Source organism: Arthrobacter sp. AQ5-05, from assembly GCF_003287975.1.
GTDB lineage: Bacteria > Actinomycetota > Actinomycetes > Actinomycetales > Micrococcaceae > Paeniglutamicibacter.
Map to the genome: position 1 here is coordinate 89607 of NZ_QMKQ01000005.1, position 18550 is coordinate 108156.

15 protein-coding genes and 1 tRNA gene are annotated in these 18550 nt (G+C 65.4%); 9 read left to right on the forward strand and 7 right to left on the reverse strand.

Annotation, left to right across the window (positions count from 1 at the left end; translation table 11 throughout):
• Nucleotides 1–119: 119 nt before the first annotated feature.
• The gene (locus tag DQ353_RS07210) at nt 120–1052 is read right to left on the reverse strand and encodes an ABC transporter substrate-binding protein (protein WP_113762101.1); all 933 of its coding nucleotides are present in this window, start codon (nt 1050–1052) and stop codon (nt 120–122) included.
• A 382-nt stretch (nt 1053–1434) separates the two neighbouring features.
• On the opposite strand from DQ353_RS07210, the gene dprA reads away from it, so the two are divergent.
• The 3 genes from dprA (at nt 1435) to DQ353_RS07225 (ending at nt 4411) form a co-directional block, all read left to right on the forward strand.
• Nucleotides 1435–2721, forward strand: coding sequence for a DNA-processing protein DprA (gene dprA / locus DQ353_RS07215; protein ID WP_113762102.1), 1287 nt, complete (start codon nt 1435–1437; stop codon nt 2719–2721).
• Between the two features lie 70 nt (nt 2722–2791).
• Nucleotides 2792–3775 (forward strand): tyrosine recombinase XerC, encoded by a 984-nt coding sequence (locus DQ353_RS07220; protein WP_113762103.1) that lies wholly within the window; start codon nt 2792–2794, stop codon nt 3773–3775.
• Nucleotides 3776–3907: 132 nt separating this feature from the next.
• Nucleotides 3908–4411, forward strand: a complete 504-nt coding sequence (locus DQ353_RS07225; protein ID WP_071215384.1) for a DUF3145 domain-containing protein — start codon at nt 3908–3910, stop codon at nt 4409–4411.
• Nucleotides 4412–4795: 384 nt separating this feature from the next.
• Here DQ353_RS07225 and fabF read toward each other — a convergent pair whose 3' ends face one another.
• The 6 genes from fabF to aceE all read right to left on the reverse strand — a co-directional run bounded on the left by fabF (nt 4796) and on the right by aceE (nt 12896).
• A complete protein-coding gene (gene fabF / locus DQ353_RS07230; protein ID WP_113762104.1) occupies nt 4796–6034 on the reverse strand; it encodes a beta-ketoacyl-ACP synthase II in 1239 nt (412 codons plus the stop codon).
• A 252-nt stretch (nt 6035–6286) separates the two neighbouring features.
• The gene (locus DQ353_RS07235) at nt 6287–6532 is read right to left on the reverse strand and encodes an acyl carrier protein (protein WP_007271483.1); all 246 of its coding nucleotides are present in this window, start codon (nt 6530–6532) and stop codon (nt 6287–6289) included.
• A 98-nt stretch (nt 6533–6630) separates the two neighbouring features.
• On the reverse strand, nt 6631–7686 hold the full coding sequence (locus tag DQ353_RS07240; protein ID WP_113762105.1) for a beta-ketoacyl-ACP synthase III: 1056 nt from the start codon (nt 7684–7686) through the stop codon (nt 6631–6633).
• A gap of 14 nt (nt 7687–7700) precedes the next feature.
• Complete coding sequence (locus tag DQ353_RS07245; protein ID WP_113762106.1) at nt 7701–8624, reverse strand: ACP S-malonyltransferase; 924 nt, start codon at nt 8622–8624, stop codon at nt 7701–7703.
• 77 nt (nt 8625–8701) lie between these two features.
• Nucleotides 8702–9967 carry a PucR family transcriptional regulator gene (locus tag DQ353_RS07250; RefSeq protein ID WP_113762107.1) on the reverse strand — a complete coding sequence of 422 codons (1266 nt, stop codon included), beginning with the start codon at nt 9965–9967 and terminating at the stop codon, nt 8702–8704.
• Nucleotides 9968–10148: 181 nt separating this feature from the next.
• Entirely contained in the window at nt 10149–12896 is a 2748-nt protein-coding gene (aceE, locus tag DQ353_RS07255) for a pyruvate dehydrogenase (acetyl-transferring), homodimeric type (protein WP_113762108.1), read from the reverse strand.
• A gap of 375 nt (nt 12897–13271) precedes the next feature.
• Between aceE and DQ353_RS07260 the strand changes: the two genes are divergently transcribed.
• From DQ353_RS07260 to DQ353_RS07285, 6 genes are all read left to right on the forward strand, one after another.
• The gene (locus tag DQ353_RS07260) at nt 13272–13646 is read left to right on the forward strand and encodes a DUF3052 domain-containing protein (RefSeq protein WP_113762178.1); all 375 of its coding nucleotides are present in this window, start codon (nt 13272–13274) and stop codon (nt 13644–13646) included.
• Nucleotides 13647–13689: 43 nt separating this feature from the next.
• Nucleotides 13690–14142, forward strand: coding sequence for a redoxin domain-containing protein (locus DQ353_RS07265; RefSeq protein WP_286166678.1), 453 nt, complete (start codon nt 13690–13692; stop codon nt 14140–14142).
• A gap of 119 nt (nt 14143–14261) precedes the next feature.
• Nucleotides 14262–14337: transfer RNA gene (locus DQ353_RS07270), tRNA-Val, on the forward strand.
• 129 nt (nt 14338–14466) lie between these two features.
• Nucleotides 14467–15414 carry a hypothetical protein gene (locus DQ353_RS07275; RefSeq protein ID WP_113762110.1) on the forward strand — a complete coding sequence of 316 codons (948 nt, stop codon included), beginning with the start codon at nt 14467–14469 and terminating at the stop codon, nt 15412–15414.
• 562 nt (nt 15415–15976) lie between these two features.
• On the forward strand, nt 15977–17149 hold the full coding sequence (gene argE, locus DQ353_RS07280) for an acetylornithine deacetylase (protein ID WP_286166666.1): 1173 nt from the start codon (nt 15977–15979) through the stop codon (nt 17147–17149).
• A 48-nt stretch (nt 17150–17197) separates the two neighbouring features.
• The gene (locus tag DQ353_RS07285) at nt 17198–18472 is read left to right on the forward strand and encodes an MFS transporter (RefSeq protein ID WP_113762112.1); all 1275 of its coding nucleotides are present in this window, start codon (nt 17198–17200) and stop codon (nt 18470–18472) included.
• Nucleotides 18473–18550 lie beyond the last annotated feature (78 nt).

An 18550-nucleotide genomic window follows, 5' to 3' on the forward strand; every position in this document is an offset into this window, starting at 1 on the left:
CGTGGCGGTGCGGCGCGAAAATGCGTTCGTGGATGGGTGTGGCCCACCGGCGGGCAAGCCCACCCATCCCCGAATCGAACATGCGTTCTAATTCGGTTGTTTTTGGTCGGAATCCCGCGTTACTTGCCCAGCAAACCCTGCTCGGTGAGCCAAGCGATGGCCGCCTGCTTCGGCTCGACCTTCGCATCACCGGAGACCTGCCCGTTGAGCTTGATCAGTTCCTCGGTGCTCAGCTTCGCGGAGATCGCATCGATCGCCGCAACCGCCTTGTCATCGAGCTTGCCCTCCGCGGCGACCGGGACGACCTGCTGGGCCGGGAAGTTGTTCTTCGGGTCCTGGAGGACCACCAAGTCGTTGGCCGGAATCGCAGTGGACGTGGTGAAGATGTTCGCCGCGGTGACCTTCCCGTCAAGCAGCGCCTTCACGGTTGCCGGGCCGCCGCCATCGGAAATCGGTTCGAACTTCACCGGCGCGAACCCGTAGTTCTGCTCCAGGCCCGGCAGTCCCACGGCCCGTTCCTTGAACTCGGGGGGACCGGCCATGATGACGTCGTCGTTGTGCGGCACCAGGTCCTCGATGGTCTTCAGGTTCCACTTCTCGGCCGTGGCGCGGGTGACAACGACCGCGTCCTTGTCCTCGGCCGGGGCCGCGGTGAGCATCGCCAGCTTCTTGGATGCCAGCGCTGCAGGAAGGGCTGAAAGTATCGAGGCCGGTGAAGACACATCGGCGTTCTTGTCCAGGAAGAGCAAAAGGTTCCCGGTGTAGTCCGGGATCAAATCGATCGAACCGTCGGACAACGCCGGGATGTAGGCCTCGCGGGTCCCGATGTTGAACTTCGTCTCCACGGTGAAGCCCGCATCCTTCAGCGCCTCGGCATAGAGGTTGCCGATGATCTCGGATTCGGTGAAGTTCGCCGAGGACACCGTCAGGGTGCCGCCGCTTGCCGAATCGCTGGGGGAAGGTGCTGCGGTGGGGTTGGAGCACCCGGACAGGATCAGCGAACCGGCCACAACGGACAGGGCTGCGATCAGGGGAAGCTGCTGTTTTCTCATGTGTGGTGCCTAGTTTCGTTTCAGTTGTTTCGACCGGCGATCGCCCCCGGAAGCACATGGCCGTCGGTAGGGGCGTAGATTCCATCGTTACCTATTTGCACTCCCACAAGCAACATTTGTGCCATACCGGCAGTGACCACGCGTCGGTGGGGGCGATCATCCGCCCGCGCTACGCACTTGCCCACACAGCCTGCAAGGCACCGCTCCCGCGGCCCATCCACACGCCGCCTTCCCGCCCGGACCCAGAGCACACGGGCAACGCACCATGAGGGGAACACCAAGACACTCCCGGCCTCGCACCAGACCTTCCCGAACCCAAACGGCATGGGCAAGGCGCAATGCCCGGGATGACGCCAACACACCAGCGGGAAGCAACACCGACATGGACAACACCAACCCGGAGATCCTGGCGCGAGCCGGCCTCACCCACATCATCGAACCCAACGACCAAACCGGAGCCGCCCTCGTGCAGGTAGCCGGAGCCATCGACGCCTACCGGCTCATCCGCGAACACACCGGACAAGCCCCGGCCAGCGAACAGCAGCAGGTCGCAGAACTCCTCGACGCCCACGGAGCCTCCCGCTCCGCCCTGCGCCTGGACGCAGGACTCGAACGTTGGCGCCCACGCGCAGCGCTCGCCGACCCCGAATCCGCCCTCAAGCTCATGACCCGCCTCGGGGGAGGGCTCATCGCCCCGCAAGACCCCAACTGGCCAGTCGGATTCGAAGCCCTCGGCCTCGCCGCCCCGCTGGCCCTGTGGTACCGAGGAGAAGGGAACCTGGGCATCCTGCGCGACCCCTCCCGACTGGTCGCCCTCGTCGGCTCACGCGACGCCACCGAGTACGGACGAACCATCACCGCAGAACTCGTCCACGGGCTGCGCGCCCACGGCATCTGCATCGTCTCCGGAGGCGCCTACGGCATAGACGCCCAGGCCCACCAGGCGGCGCTCGCCGAAGACCCGCCCACCGACCAGGGCACCGCGCCCCCAACCATTGCCGTCATGGCGGGGGGACTGGACCGCTTCTACCCCGTGGGGAACGAAGACCTGCTCAAAGCCGTCCACCGCCAGGGCCTGCTCATCGCCGAGGTGGCACCCGGGGCAACCCCCAGCCGCTGGAGGTTTTTGCAACGCAACAGGATGATCGCCGCCCTGTGCGCCGCAACCATCGTCTCCGAAGCCCGCTGGCGCTCCGGGGCACTGAGCACCGCACACCACGCAGCCGAAATGGGCCGCGAGGTAGGAGCCGTCCCCGGCTCCGTCTACTCCGCCAACTCCGCAGGCTGCCACCGCCTCATCCGCGAGGGCGCCGCAACCCTGGTCACCGACTCCGCAGAAGCCATGGAACTACTCAGCCTCCCGACCCAAGCATCGTGCCCCGCCGATGCAGCCCCCACAACCCGGGGCACCGACACCACTGAACAGCCCGACCGCAGGGACTACGACGGACTGCCCATCCAAGACCTGCTCCTGCTCGACGCCCTGCCCGTCCGCATCCCGCGCACCGCCGACCAACTCGCCATCGTCGCCGGACTGGGCATGGGCTCAATCCTCGGGGGGCTCTCCCGACTCGCAGCCCGCTCACTGGCCGAACGCACCGGCAACGGTTGGATACGCCGCTTCCCCAACGGACGCGAACCCCAACGCGGAGCCCCCACCCCCACATGAACAACACCACGCACCCGCCAAACGGCGTGGCACCATTGCCCCAAGCCCCCGCACGGGAGACAGTAGAGACGTGCCAGAGCCAATCGAACAAAAAACCGAAGCCCCGCCCACCCCGGCCGAACTCCAAGAAGCCCGCGACGGCTTCCTGCGGCACATGGCCCTGGAACGCGAACGCAGCGAACACACCCTGCGCGCCTACGGCGGCGACATCACCAACCTCTACGCCTACGCCACCAAACGCGGCGCCACCAACATGGCAGGCCTCGACCTCACCCTGCTGCGCGGCTGGCTCATGGCGCTCCAGGAAGCCGGCCTCTCCCGAGCCACCCTCGCCCGACGCTCCGCCACCATCCGCAGCTTCCTCGCCTGGGCAGTACGCGAAAACCTCATCACCGCCAACCCGGCCATCCGCCTCCAGTCACCCAAACGCGAACAACGTCTCCCGCACATCCTGCAAAACAACCAAATCGAACGAATCTTCCAACCCACGCCCCAACCACCCCGCACCACGGACGAGAAGACCCCGGAACCCAGCGCCGAACAGCTCGCGCTCGCCGACCGCAACAAGCTGATCCTGGAACTGCTCTATGCCTCCGCCATCCGCGTGGGGGAGCTGGTGTCGCTGGATATCGGCGACCTCGACCTGGACCGGCGGACGCTGCGGGTCATCGGCAAGGGCAACAAGGAACGCACGGTTCCGTTCGGCCAGCCGGCGCTGAACGCACTGGATGACTGGCTGCGCCGTGGCCGACCGGTCTTGCGTACCGAGGGCTCCGACCGTGCGCTGCTGCTGGGCCGTCGCGGAAAGCGGCTCGATGCCCGCCAGGCCCGCCAGGTGGTCTCCGAGGCCCTGGCGGCTCTGGGGGACACCGCCGCGCGCGGACCCCACGCCCTGCGCCACAGCGCGGCAACGCACCTGCTGGATCGGGGAGCGGATTTGCGTGCCGTGCAGGAGATCCTGGGGCATTCCTCGCTGGCCACCACGCAGCTGTACACCCAGGTGTCCGTCGAGCGGCTCAAGGACAGCTACCAAAAGGCCCATCCGCGCGCATAAACCGAAGTCATGGTCGAAAGTCGCTGGCCGAACGACGTATAATCATGCACAATACTAAACAGGACTTACTGGACTTCGAATCAGGGTTGTTGACGTTGGGGAAGACGTTCCAACAGCACATCGGAGGAAAGCATGTCTGACGCACTGACACGGGGCGTACTTTTCGTACACTCAGCCCCCTCAGCGCTGTGCCCGCATATCGAATGGGCGATCGGTTCCGTTGTCGACCAGCGGACCGACCTGCACTGGACGGAGCAGAGCGCGGCCCCCGGCATGTCCCGGGCGGAAGTCAACTGGACCGGCAAGCCCGGGACCGGTGCTCTTCTGGCGTCCGCTCTTCGCGGCTGGGCCCACCTTCGCTACGAGGTCACCGAGGAAGCAAGCCCCGGCGTCGACTCGAGCCGCTGGTCCCACACCCCGGAACTGGGCATCTTCCATGCCACCACCGATGCCGCAGGCAACATCATGGTTTCCGAGGAACGCATCCGCTGGGCCTACGAAAAGGGTGCCGGGGATCCGGCCATCGTGTACCAAGAGCTCTCCATCGCCCTGGGCGAGGCCTGGGACGAGGAACTCGAGCCCTTCCGTTACGCAGCCGAGGGCGCACCCGTCCGCTGGCTGCACCAGGTCATCTAGCCGGATCAGCCCATTGGTGCAATGCGCGCCGAACAGCCACGGCTGTCCCCCGCGCCTGGCCGAAAGCACCACAGCGGCAAAGGCCCGGATTGCTTGGTCACTAATGCAACCAGCTGGAACATCGTTCGGGGATAAGGCAACCGGTGACTTTGCGATTGGTTCCACCACGCCTGGCAGATGGAAAATCCTGCCCCCGGAATGACCTGGGACTGATCCACAGAGTGCCGTAGAAGCCCGGCGCGGAGCCGCAATACACGCAGCATTTGGCTTTGGAAGTGCCTGCCGATCCCGGGCTTCCCTGATCCACGTCGTCAACGAAAATTCCCGGGACTCGAATCGAGTCCCGGGAATTTTCAGGTCGACGGGTGCTGCCCCGCCAGGGTGCTAGACGCTGCGGATGGCAACGACGGCGTTGTGTCCGCCGAAGCCGAACGAGTTGTTCAGCGCAACGATGGAGCCCTCGGGCAATTCACGCGGGGTGCCGACAACGACATCCAACGGGATCTCCGGATCCTGGTTTTCCAGGTTGATGGTCACCGGGGCCTTGCGGTGGTAGACGGCCAGCACGGCGAGCACCGACTCGACGGCACCGGAGGCACCGAGCAGATGGCCCATCTGCGACTTGGTGGCCGAGACGCAGACCTTGTCCAGGTGCGAGCCCAGTGCCGCACGCAGGGCCGTGTACTCGGGCTTGTCGCCAACCGGGGTCGAGGTCGCGTGCGCGTTGACGTGCACCACGTCCTCGGGCTGGATGCGACCGTCAAACATCGCGGCCTTGAGTGCACGGGTGGCACCCAGGCCCTCCGGGTCCGGAGCGGTGATGTGGTAGGCGTCGGCGGTGACCGAAGTGCCGGCCAACTCGGCGTAGATCCTGGCGCCGCGGGCAATGGCGTGCTCCTCGGCCTCGAGGACCAGGGCGCCTGCGCCTTCGCCCATGACGAAGCCGTCACGGTCGATGTCGTACGGACGCGATGCGTGCTCCGGATCGTCGTTGCGCTTGGACAGCGCCTGCATGGCTGCAAAGGAGGCCATCGGCATCGGGTGGATGGCTGCTTCCGCGCCACCGCAAACCACGACGTCGGCCTTGCCCGAACGGATCAGCTCGAGGCCGATGTGCATGGCCTCGGTGCCCGAGGCGCAGGCCGAAACGGGGGTGTGGGCGCCGGCTCGTGCGCCGAGGTCCAACGAGACGGCCGCGGCCGGACCGTTGGGCATCAGCATCGGAACCGTCATGGGCAGCACGCGGCGCGGGCCCTTCTCCTTCAGCGTGTCCCAGGCGTCAAGCAGCGTCCAGACGCCGCCAATGCCGGTGGCAAAGGCCACGGCCAGGCGGTCGTGGTCGACCGTTTCGATGCCGGAATCCTTCCAGGCCTCGCGCGCTGCAACCACGGCGAACTGGGTGGATGGGTCCATGCGCTTCATCTCGATGCGCGAGAGGACCTCTGAGGCCGGGGTGGATGCCTTGGCGGCAAATTTCACCGGCAGGTTGTAGGTTTCAACCCATTCATCGGTAAGCGTATGGGCGCCGGAAACACCCTTGAGGGCGTTGGCCCACAGGGTCGGGACGTCGCCGCCGATGGGCGTGGTGGCACCAAGGCCGGTGATAACAACTTTGCGAGCCATGTTGAAACTCTCTACTGGTTGGGGGCGAAACGGCTAGCGATGCTAGCGCGCGATCCAAGCATCGGGCCGCGGCACCAAGGGGGTGCGGGATCCGGATTGAATCGAAAATCTGGGGATCGGTTACGAAACCGGTAAAGCGGATTGGCTGGCGTCTGCCGGCAAACCGGTGAACATCAGGGCCGAGGCGATGCCTCCCCTTGAAGCCCGTTCCCGTTACGGGCCGCGCTTCAAGGGGTGGCATCAATGCCTTGCTTAGGCCTGTGCGCCGGCGATGAAGTTCACTGCATCGGCAACGGTCTTGAGGTTCTTGACCTCTTCGTCCGGGATCTTCACGTCGAACTTCTCTTCGGCGTTGACGACGATGGTCATCATCGAGATGGAGTCGATGTCCAGGTCCTCGGTGAAGGACTTGTCCATTTCGACCGCTTCGGTCTCCAGACCGGTCTCTTCGTTGACGATCTCGGCCAAGCCGGCCAGAATCTCTTCGTTGCTAGCCATGATGGCTCCTTTTCTGTGTTTGCCGGTAACAAGCCCGACGACTATGCAGACCACAGGTGTGCGGTCCGAATGATGGGTTGTGTCCCTGGGGGTTAACCCTAGGGCAGGACAACGACCTGTGCGCCAAAGACAAGCCCGGCGCCAAATCCAATTTGCAGGGCCAGGCCGCCGGAGAGCTCGGGGCTCTCCTTGAGCATCCGGTCCATGGCCATCGGGATGGAGGCGGCGGAGGTGTTTCCGGAGGTGGCGATGTCGCGGGCGACAACCACCGAATCGGGCAGCTTCAGCTGCTTGACCATCTCGTCGATGATGCGCATGTTGGCCTGGTGCGGGATGAAGGCCGCCAGGTCCTCGGAGGTGAGCCCGGCGTCGGCCAGGGCCTTCTTGGCCATCTTGGCCATTTCCCATACGGCCCAGCGGAAGACCGTCTGGCCGTCCTGGCGCAGCGTCGGCCACAACTGGGCCTCGGTGCCGGCAACCAGTGCCGTCCCTTCGGGGGAGGATTCTGCCTGCAGGACCGCGTCGCGCAGATCCAGCTGGGAGTGGGTCATGCCGATGGCGGACCACTTCGAGCCGTCCGAGCCCCACACCGACGGGGAGATCCCGGGGATGTCCGAGGGGCCAATGACGACGGCGCCGGCGCCATCGCCGAGCAGGAAGGAGATGGTGCGCTCATGGTTGTCGATGACGTCCGAGAGCTTTTCCGCGCCAACGACCAGCACGTATTCGGCCATGCCGGAACGCACCAGGGCGTCCGCCTGGGCCACGCCGTAGCAGTAGCCGGCGCAGGCGGCCGAGATGTCGAATGCCGGTGCCGGGGTGGCACCGATGCGATCGGCAAGGGCCGAGGCCGCAGACGGGGTGGCATACGGGAAGGTCACGGTGGAAACGATGACGGCACCGAGCTGGCTGGCCTCGATGCCTGCCGAAGCCAAGGCCTCGCGCGACGCGCCTTCGGCCATGTCCAGCAGCGAGGTGTCCTCGCCGGCGCGCGCACGGGTCACGATGCCGGTGCGCTGCTGGATCCACTCGTCGGAGGAGTCGATCCACTGGCAGACGTCGTCGTTGGTGACGATGACATCGGGGCGGAAGGAGCCCACACCGTGGATGCGGCTGAATTCGCGCGCGGTGGTCTGGTTCATCACTGCAGTCATGGTTCGGTGACTTCCTATGCTTGGGTGTGTTCGAGTACGAAGGCACGGGCTGCCTCGAGGTCCTCGGGGGACTTCAGGGCGAGCGTCGGGATCCCCTTCAGGCCGCGGCGGGCCAGGCCCACCAGCGTTCCTGCCGGGGGAAGTTCGATGATTCCGGTGACACCGAGGGCGGCGAGCTCTTCCATGCACTTGTCCCAGCGCACCGGGCGGGAGACCTGGGCGACGAGCGAGGCAAGGTTGGCCTGTCCGTCGGACACCGCGGCGCCGTCGTAGTTGGACAGCAGCGTGGTGCTCGGGTCCTTGGCCTGGAGGGACGCGGAGAGTTCCTCCAGCACCGCCACGGCGGGGGCCATGTGGTGGGTGTGGAACGCGCCGGCGACCTTCAGCGGGATCACGCGGGCCTTGGCCGGCGGATTCGCGGCGAAGCCCTCGATCTGTTCCAGCGTGCCGGCGGCAACGATCTGGCCCCCGCCGTTGGCATTGGCCGGGGTCAGCCCGGCGGCGATGATTGACGCGTTGACCTCCTCGGCGTCCCCGCCGAGGACGGCGGCCATGCCCGTGGGTGTTGCGGCGGCGGCCAGGGCCATGGCGTTGGCGCGTTCACGCACGAAGACCATGGCATCCTGCTCGGACAGCGCACCCGCCAGTGCGGTTGCGGTGATCTCGCCGACGGAGTGGCCTGCCAGCACGGTGTTGGCCGGCAGCGCCTCGCCGAACAGGGCGCGCGCGGCGATCAGGCCGGCGGCCACGATCAGCGGCTGGGCCACTGCGGTGTCCTTGATGGTCTCCTCGTCCGAGACGGTCCCATGGGCGGTCAGGTCGCGTTCCGTGATGGCGGAGAGTTCGGCGAGATGTTCGGAAACACCCGGGACCTCAAGCCATGGGGAAAGGAATCCGGGGGTCTGGGAGCCCTGTCCAGGGCACACGATTGCTAGCACTACTCCAGCTTTCCAAAGAAGTCGGTCACGACGGCTGTTTTGACACACCGACTTGACGGCATGCTTTTGTATGAATCCTACAAGGTGGCGGTGCCCTTGCGCGGCACCGGTTGCCGCGTTTCGGGCAAGTTCGCAGAAGTTTCGGTATCCAGCCGGCCGACCACCAGCGCCGTTTGCAGTACGAAGGCCTCGCGGGGCACCAGCGGATCCCAGCCGGTGACGTCGCAGACCCGCTTGAGGCGGTAGCGCACGGTGTTGGCGTGGACGAACAGCTCGCGGGCCGTGCCTTCCAGCGAGTGGCCCAGCGACAGGTAGCTGGAAAGCGTCTCGATCAGTCCGTTTCCGGCCTTGATCAGCGGGTTGTAGATCCCCGAGACCAGTGCCTCGCGGGCATCGGCGTCGTTGTTCATGACGCGCTCGGGCCACAGGTCATCGGCGTCCACCGGGCGCGGGGCCAGCGGCCAGGCCTTGGCCGCGGCGATGGCGGCAAATGCGGCCTTGGCGCTGGCGGAGGCCTCCTTGAGCGTGGGGGCCAGCGGGCTGTACACCACCGGGCCCTCGCCAAAGAACGAGGCCAGGCGGTCCATTCCGGCACGGTCCGCTTCCACCCCGCCGAGCATCAAGATGGCGCGTTCACCATGGACCCCGACCAGGGAGTCGCGGGCGTAGCGGGCTGCGGCGCGGCGGAGCTCGCTGACGAATCCAACCGGCGAGGAGGCCGGGGTGGCACCGATCATCACCAGGATGTTCTCGTGCGACTTCCAGCCCACGGCGGCAATCCTCGAGCGCAGGGAATCCTGCGACTCGCCGCGCATCACCGCATCGACCACGAGGGCCTCGAGCCTCGAGTCCCAGGCCCCGCGGGTCTCCGCGGCCCGGGCGTACACGTCGGCCGCGGCGAAGGCGACCTCCCGCGAGTAGCGCAGGACCGCCTCGCGCAGCTGCGTGTGCTCGGATTCCGGGGCGATGTCCGGGACCTGGGACTCGACGACTTCCACGATGGTGCGGATCAGCTGGAGGGCCTTTTGCAGGCTGATGGACCGGGTCAGTTCCGTGGGGGCCGCGCCGAAGACGTCATTGAGCACCCACTGGGGTGAGGTGGTGGGCCGCTCGTACCAGGAGACGAAGGAGGCGATGCCCTTCTGGGCCACCAGGCCCAGGGCCGCCCGTTCCTCGGGGCGCAGGCCGCGGTACCAGGGAAGGGACTGGTCAAGGTGCTTCAGGGCGACGGTGGACAGCACGCCCAGGTGCTGCTTGAGCCGTTTGAGGGTTTCCGGGCTGGCCTTGGCTTGCCGGAAGGGCCGGATCCGTTGGGCAGGATTCGACGTTTGCTCATCACTCATAGAACGAGCATACGCACCATCGGCCCGCCGAACTATTTTGTAGGCTTCGCACAACCGAGCCGCCATGCGGCACGGTTGCGTGGGCGGGTGCCGGAGTCGGGGAATGCCCGCAAAAAAGCGGTGGCGCGGCCCCCGTCAAAGGGGAGCCGCGCCACCGCCGGTGCTCACTTGCCCAGAAGGACTAGGCGTCGCCGCCCGCGTTGCCGCTGGTGCCGGCGGTCACGTCGTCGAGCTTGTACTTGGCAAAGGCGGCGGCCGGCACGGAGGCGTCGACCTCTCCGCGCTTGGCCAGCATCTGCAGCGTACGAACAACCACCGAATGCGCGTCGATCTTGAAGAAGCGACGTGCGGCGGCGCGGGTGTCGGAGAAACCGAACCCGTCGGCGCCCAGGGTGGCGAATTCGTTGGGCACGAACTGGCGGATCTGGTCGGGCACCGCCTTCATGTAGTCCGAGACCGCAACGACCGGGCCGGTGGCTCCGGCCAGCTGCTGGGCAACGAACGGCACGCGCGGCTCGGCATCCGGGTCAAGGAACGACTGCTCCTCGCACTCCAGGCCGTCGCGGCGCAACTCGTTCCAGGAGGTGACGGACCAGACATCGGCCGACACGCCCCAGTCCTCGGCCAGCATGCGCTGGGCATCGATGGTCCACGGGACAGCCACGCCGGAGGCGAGCAGCTGGGCGCGCGGTCCGTCGATGGTGGCCGGGGAGACCTGGTAGATGCCGCCGAGGATGCCGGCGACGTCGAGGTTCTCCGGTTCCTTGGGCTGCTGGTAGGGCTCGTTGTAGATCGTGATGTAGTACATCACGTTCGGGTCCTCGTGCTTGCCGCCGTACATGCGCTCGAGGCCGGCCTTGACGATGTGGCCGATCTCGTAGCCGTAGGCCGGGTCGTAGGTGACAACGGCCGGGTTGGTGGCGGCGAGGATCGGGGAGTGCCCGTCCGCGTGCTGCAGGCCCTCGCCGGTCAGCGTGGTGCGACCCGCGGTGGCGCCCATGATGAACCCGCGGGCCATCTGGTCGCCGGCTGCCCAGAAGGCATCGCCGGTGCGCTGGAAGCCGAACATCGAGTAGAACACGTAGATCGGGATCAACGGCTCGTCGTGGGTGGCGTAGGCGGTGCCCGCTGCGGTGAACGCCGCGACGGCGCCGGCCTCGTTGATGCCCGGGTGGATCAGCTGCCCGGCAGGGGATTCCTTGTAGGCAAGAACCAGCTCGCGGTCAACCGAGAGGTAGTTCTGGCCGGCCGGGTTGTAGATCTTGGCGGTCGGGAAGAAGGCATCCATGCCGAAGGTGCGCGACTCGTCGGGCACGATCGGAACCACGCGCTTGCCGAATTCCTTGTCGCGCATCAGGTCCTTGAGCAGGCGCACGAAGGCCATGGTGGTGGCCGCCTGCTGCTTGCCCGAACCGCGCGATGCGGTGTCGTAGGCCTTGTCCTCGGGGAGGTGGATCTCCTTGGACTTGGTGCGACGCGACGGCACGGGGCCACCGAGCTCGTTGCGGCGTTCCATCATGTACTTGTACTCGGCCGAATCCTGGCCCGGACGGTAGTACGGCGGCAGGTACGGGTCTGCTTCGAGCTGCTCGTCGGTGATCGGGATGCGCAGGTGGTCGCGGAAGGCTTTGAGGTCCGCCAGCGTCATCTTCTTCATCTGGTGCGTCGCGTTGCGCGCCTCGAAGTGCGGGCCCAGGCCGTAGCCCTTGACCGTCTTGGTCAGGATGACCGTCGGCTTGCCCTTGAACTCGGTGGCTGCCTTGTAGGCCGCGTAGACCTTGTGGTAGTCGTGGCCGCCGCGCTTCAGGTTCCAGATCTGCTCGTCGGTCAGGTCCGAAACCATTTCCTTGGTCTGCGGGGACTTTCCGAAGAAGTGCTCGCGGACGAAGGCGCCGTTCTCTGCCTTGTAGGTCTGGTAGTCGCCGTCCGGGGTCTGGTTCATGATGTCGACCAGCGAGTTGTCGGTGTCGGCATCGAGCAGGGCATCCCACTCGCGGCCCCAGACGACCTTGATGACGTTCCAGCCCGCACCGCGGAAGAATGCCTCAAGTTCCTGCATGATCTTGCCGTTGCCGCGAACCGGGCCGTCGAGGCGCTGCAGGTTGCAGTTGACCACGAAGGTGAGGTTGTCGAGCTTCTCGTTGGCTGCAAGCTGGAGCAGGCCGCGCGATTCGGGCTCGTCCATCTCGCCGTCGCCCAGGAAGGCCCAGACGTGCTGGTCGGAGGTGTCCTTGATGCCGCGGTTCTGCAGGTAGCGGTTCGACTGCGCCTGGTAGATGGCGTTCATCGGGCCGATGCCCATGGACACAGTGGGGAATTCCCAGAAGTCCGGCAGGGAGTGCGGGTGCGGGTAGGACGGCAGGGCGTGGCCCTTGCGGGACTTCTCCTGGCGGAAGCCGTCCATGTCCTCTTCGCTCAGGCGTCCCTCGAGGAACGCGCGGGCGTACATTCCGGGGGAGGCGTGGCCCTGGAAGAAGACCTGGTCGCCTCCGCCCGGGTGGCTCTTGCCGCGGAAGAAGTGGTTGAATCCCACTTCGTAAAGGGTTGCTGCACCGGCGTAGGTGGAAATGTGTCCGCCCACTCCGACGCCCGGGCGCTGCCCGCGGTGCACCATGACCGCGGCGTTCCAGCGCATGAAAGCTCGGTAGCGTCGTTCAATCTGCTCGTCACCCGGGAACTCTGGTTCCTGGTCCACCGGAATCGTGTTCACGTAGTCCGTGGTGGTAACCATGGGGACGCCCACACTCTTGGCGCCTGCGCGCTGTAGCAGTGAACGAACAATGTACTGGGCACGCTCGGTGCCCTGCGTTTCGACCAGATCATCGAAGGACTCAATCCATTCGGCGGTCTCCTCCGGATCCCGATCGGGCAACTGGCTGGTCAAGCCGCTACGGATGTGAGAAATATGTTCCTCTACAGCCACGTCCATCTTCTCCTCGTTATGGGGGTACAGCGGGGACTGTGCGTTGAGCGCTAGTAAGCATCTCCAACCCACAGTGGCGTTGCTAGCGCCAAAGGTTTGGCCCGTTCCCCAAGGGTGGTTGGTCGCGGACCGCCGATTACACTCTAATGCGCATGTAGACCCAAAACGTATCCGGGCTAAACACATGCGACGTTTTGAAGTTACATGGCGAATGTGCCGAGAGCCGAATGCGGGTCGAAGTCATCACTATTTCGGCGTGTTGAACGCTTTGCGCTTGATGGGAACGCCAAAAGGGTGTTTGGTTGTTACCAGACGCTTTACAGCAGCAGGAGGAGTGACGTGAGCGACGCCGCACCGGCAAAGCACGAAGCCGCACAGAAAATGGGCTTCAAAGACGGGGACCTGATTCAGGAACTCGGGTACGACAACGATGTGGACTTTGATCTGCGCGATTCCCTTGAGGACGCAGTGGGTTCCGAACTACTGACAGAGGAAGATCACGAGGTAGTCGACGGAATCATCTACTGGTGGCGTGAGAACGACGGGGACTTGATCGATGCCCTGGTCGATTCGCTGGTCAGCCTGGATGAAAAGGGAGTCGTATGGCTCTTGACCCCGAAGTCGGGTCGAGACGGATACGTTTCGCCTGCCTCGATCCAGGCCGATGCACCCACCGCGGGCCTCCACGTGACCAACACCGAGGGTGTTTCCGAGGATTGGTCGGCCACTCGACTTGTTGCGCGCCGCAAGAACTAGCGCTGTGGAACCATATCAAACGGCGACGGGGAGTCTTTCCTCGGTGCCGCGGGCCGGTCAAACGGCCCCGGGCTTCGCCCTTCCCAACCAACACGGTGAACTCATCGAGTCCCGGTCCTTGGGGGAGCAGGCCCACTTCCTGGTTTTCTATCCGTTCGCGTTCTCCGCGGTCTGCGGGTCGGAACTGGAAGAACTGGAAGAAGTGCGCGAAGAATTTGCCGCACGAAACATCCGCATCATGGGTGTCTCGGTGGATCACAAGTACGCACTGCGCACCTATGCGGACCAATCCCGATTCGGGTTTGATCTGCTGGCCGACTTCTGGCCACACGGTGCCGTAGCAAGCAGCTACGGCGCATTCAACTTCGAGTCCGGCGCGGCAACGCGGCACACGTTCCTCATTGCAGAGGGACGCGTGGTGGATTCCTTTAGTTCACCCATCCATCAGGCGCGCGCCATCGCGCGCTACCGAGAGGCGATAGACCTACTCACCTAATTGTTGTCGAAGAATCTTTGCGTCTATTTCGACAGCTCGGGCGGGTACATTGCCACAGTCATATTCTTGTCACGAACACTTCCGGCGGAATGTCAACCAAAAGAATTCAGTAGTGCCAAGGGCCTTTAGCTCAGCTGGTAGAGCGTCACGTTTACACCGTGAATGTCATCGGTTCGATCCCGGTAGGGCCCACCAATGGATGCCCGCCTCGAGCCAGGAATCTTCCTGGCTCGAGGCGGGCATCGGTGTCTGTGCCTTCGGGGCGCAGCCAGGCAACCTGGAGCACCGCGACCAAAAGTCGGCGGCGGCGGGCAGGCTGGGCCCATGGAGAATGTGCGTGACCTCGCAAGTGGGAACATCCCTACGCGCGAAGACAACCGGGCCGCCGTTCCGCGCGAACCGAACGACAGGCTTCTGGATGCGTTGGCTCATGTCGCATTTTCCTCGTGGTCCAACAGCTGGGAAAACAATGACGGGAACGGTCTGGTGCGCTGGATCGAGGTCGTCCACGACATCCGCACCGGCGCTCGGATCGCCCCGGGCGCAGCCACGAATCCGCGGCCCATGGAAGAAATCCTGGCCGACATCCATCGGGTGGTCTCGGACGCCGGGGCACCGGCCCGGGCAGCGGCCCCCGGCAAACGCGGCGGTGTTGCTGCCCTGTTGCATGAAACCGGAACGTCCGTCGCCCGCGGCTTGGACCCTCTGAACCGTGCCGTGGACATCCTGGTTCCGGAGATGGGGCGCAACAGCCAGCGGCATGGCCAAGGCGTCATCCGTGCAGGCCTGTTGTGCCCGGATCAACGCGCGGCACTGCGGCAGGCCCAACCGGTCGCCCAGCGCCCGATGACCGGGAAACATTGCTGGTGGCCGGAATATCTGGATGTCAACGGCATGCACACCAACAAAATGGTGTTCGCTGCCGATGCGTCCCTGGTTCTGCAAGGGGCCGGCGGAATGGGCGTAGTCAGCAGTCGCGGGGACGTGGGCATCCGGTCCCGGCACAGCGACACGAAGTTCGGCCAGATGGAATTCGAGGCAGTCGTCCTCGCCCTGGAAATGCCGTACGGTGTTTCAACCCATCATGCGATGGTGCCCAGGGACAGCAAGGTCGCCCCCAAGATGGCGCGAACGCTCGCGGCGAGCAGGGTGCCGAAACCTGGCTATCGCGGGATCAGCGACGATGCCCGCGCCCGCTTCCTGCAGGTCTGGTCTTTGGGGGAAGCCGAGGTGGAATTCGAATTCCTCAGGGCGGTGTGGGCCGCCGCTTGAACGAAGCCGCTGATGAACTCGTGAACCTGGCTAGGCTTGCCGCCAAGCCGCCGCAGCACCTTGTCGGGGACGAGCCCTGGCGTCGAGCTGACGCCGGTCGCGCGGATTTTCGGGGCGTGGACGGCTGCGCGCAGGCGGCGGGGCAGCGCTGAATTTTCCCTGCTCGCGATGGAAGCGACCCGCCCCCGGAACCCCTGGGTATTGATCCGTTGGACTGCCTGCCGCGTGCGAAGGGCCAACCCGGAGGGGCCCTTCCCTGCCCGCGGACTCCAGCCTCCCTGCAGGGCGGTCGATCGGGGTAGCGGCCTCCTGGGCCGACGGACTACCGTGGGCCACGGCTTTCTGCGTCGTCCCACGCCGGCCAGTGCACGGCACGGAGCCAGGGGGCAAGAGTGGAGACCCTCATCACAATAGAGTGGTCAGGTGCTCCAAATGGGCGTTGGTTGTTACGTCGCACATTCATCGTTCGAAGGCCCGAGCGCGGGCGATGAGAGACTTTTTGCGGCCCAATTCAGTTTTCCCCCTGGCAACCGGGCCTCCGCCACCAACATGAGGAGTAGCAGTGCCACAAGCACCCGGCGCATCGACCATGGCCGAGATCACGAAGCTGATCGGCTTCGACACCACGAGCCGCGACACCAATCTTCCGCTGATCGACTACGTCGTGGCACGGCTCGAAGCCCTGGGCATCGCCTCGAACCTGGTGCACAACGCCGAGGGCGACAAGGCAAACCTGCTGGCCACCATCCCGGCCGCCGACGGCACCCGCACCGGAGGCATCGTGCTCTCCGGGCACACCGACGTCGTGCCTGTCGACGGGCAGGACTGGAGCAGCGATCCGTTCACCCCCCAGATCCGCGACGGCAAGCTGTACGCGCGCGGCACCTGCGACATGAAGTCCTTCGTTGCGGTGATCATGGCCAAGCTTGACTCGATCGCGGCGGCCAAGCTCAGCGAGCCGATCCACCTGGCCTTCTCCTACGACGAGGAGGTCGGCTGCCTCGGCGCCGTCGACCTGGTCGCCGCCATCACCGAGGCAGGCCTGAACCCGCGCGGGTGCATCGTGGGGGAGCCCACCAGCATGCGCGTGGTCCGCGGCCACAAATCTGTCAACGTGATCCGCGTGGACTTCCACGGCGTGGCTGCACACTCCTCGCTGACCACCCAGGGCGTCAACGCTATTTCCGCCGCGGCCGAATTCACCGGCTTCGTCGATTCCCTGGCCCGGGCCTTCAAGCAGGACGGGCCCTTCGATGAGGCCTTCATCGTCCCGTACACCACCACCACGGTTAACAAGATCGAAGGTGGCATCGCGGTCAACACCATCCCGGCCGGATGCACGCTGCACTTCGAGTTCCGCTCGATCGGGGCCGATGACCCAAGCGCGCTCATCGAGCGCTACCGCGCCGAGGCCAAGCGCATCGAAGGGGAGCTGCAGCAGCAGAACCCGGCCGCCCGCGTCGACTTCACGGTGCTGGCACAGACCCCGGGACTGGACACCCCGGAAGATGCGGGAATCGTTGCCCTGTCGGCAAAACTGGGTGGTACGCCCAGCCCCGACAAGGCCACCTACGGCACCGAGGCCGGATTGTTCTTCAATGCCGGCATCCCCACCGTGGTCTGCGGCCCCGGCGACATCGCCCAGGCCCACGCCCCGGACGAATTCATCGAACTCGAGCAGATCGCCGCGTGCGAGGCCTTCATCGAGAACCTCATCACCGAACTGAGCGCCTGATTCGCCCCGCGAAATCACGGTGCCACATCCACCCTCAAGGAGAAACCCATGGCTGAGACACTAGCCGCCACCCCGCAGCAGCTCGCTGCCGCCAAGAAGGCGGTGATCAGCAGTTCCATCGGTGCCGCCCTGGAATGGTTCGACATCATCGTCTACGCGACCTTCGCCGTCGTGATTGCCGAGAACTTCTTTCCGGAGTCCGACGGCACGATCGGGTTGCTCCTGACCTTTGCCACCTTCGCGATCTCGTACGTGATCCGCCCGTTGGGCGGCATGGTGCTGGGCAGCTTCGCGGACCGCAAGGGTCGCAAGAATGCGCTGACGCTGACCCTGATGCTGATGATGGTCGGCACGCTGATCATGGCGGTGGCGCCGACCTATGCCCAGGTCGGCGTGTGGGGTGCGGTCATCATCCTGATCTCCCGCCTGGTCCAGGGCTTTTCCGCCGGTGGCGAGTTCGGCACGGCAACCGCCTTCCTGATCGAAACGGCCCCGCACAAGAAGGCCTTCTATGCCTCATGGCAGGTCGCCGCGCAGGGTGCCTCGATGCTGCTGGCTTCGGCCTTCGGCTACGGGTTGACCCAGTGGTTGTCCCACGATGCGCTTTACAGCTGGGGCTGGCGGGTGCCGTTCTTCGTCGGACTGCTCATCGGCCCCGTGGGCCTGTACATCCGGGCCAGGCTCGATGAGACCGAGGAATTCGTCAAGGGCGAGAAGACCAAGACCCCGCTGACGGATCTGTTTGTGCACCACTACGGCCGCTTGCTGGCAGGTTCGGCTGTCATCGGCGTGGCAACCATCTCGGTCTACATGATCCTCTACATGCCGACCTTTGCCGTGAAGAACCTGGGCATCCCCGCCACCGCCGCATTCCTGGGCGGTGTCGTTGCCGGCTTGGTGGTGCTTGTCGGCGTCCCGTTCGTGGGGCACCTGGCCGACCGGATCGGTCCGGCCAGGGTCATGACCTATGCCGCGATCGGTGCACTGCTGCTGGCCTGGCCGTTGTTCCAGTTGATGGTCACCAGGCCAACCGTGCCGATGCTGATCCTGGTCATTGGCCTGCTGGGTGTGATCATGGCCTTCTACTTCGGCCCGCTGCCGGCGCTGTTGTCCTCGCTGTTCCCATCGGCGATCCGCGGCACCGGCCTGGCAGTGACCTACAACGTCGGCGTGACGCTGCTGGGTGGCATCGCCCCGCTCGTGCTGACCTGGCTGCTCAGCGTCACCGGCTCGTTGAACGCGCCGAGTCTCTACTACATGGGAATCGCCGTGATTTCCCTCGTGGGCCTGTATTTCGTGCGCAAGCGCTACCACCAGGCCTAGCCGGCCCGGGTCCCGGGTCGATGGCACGTTGTCCTTGGGGACGTGCCAACTACCCGGGACCGGCTTCGCGCGTCCGGT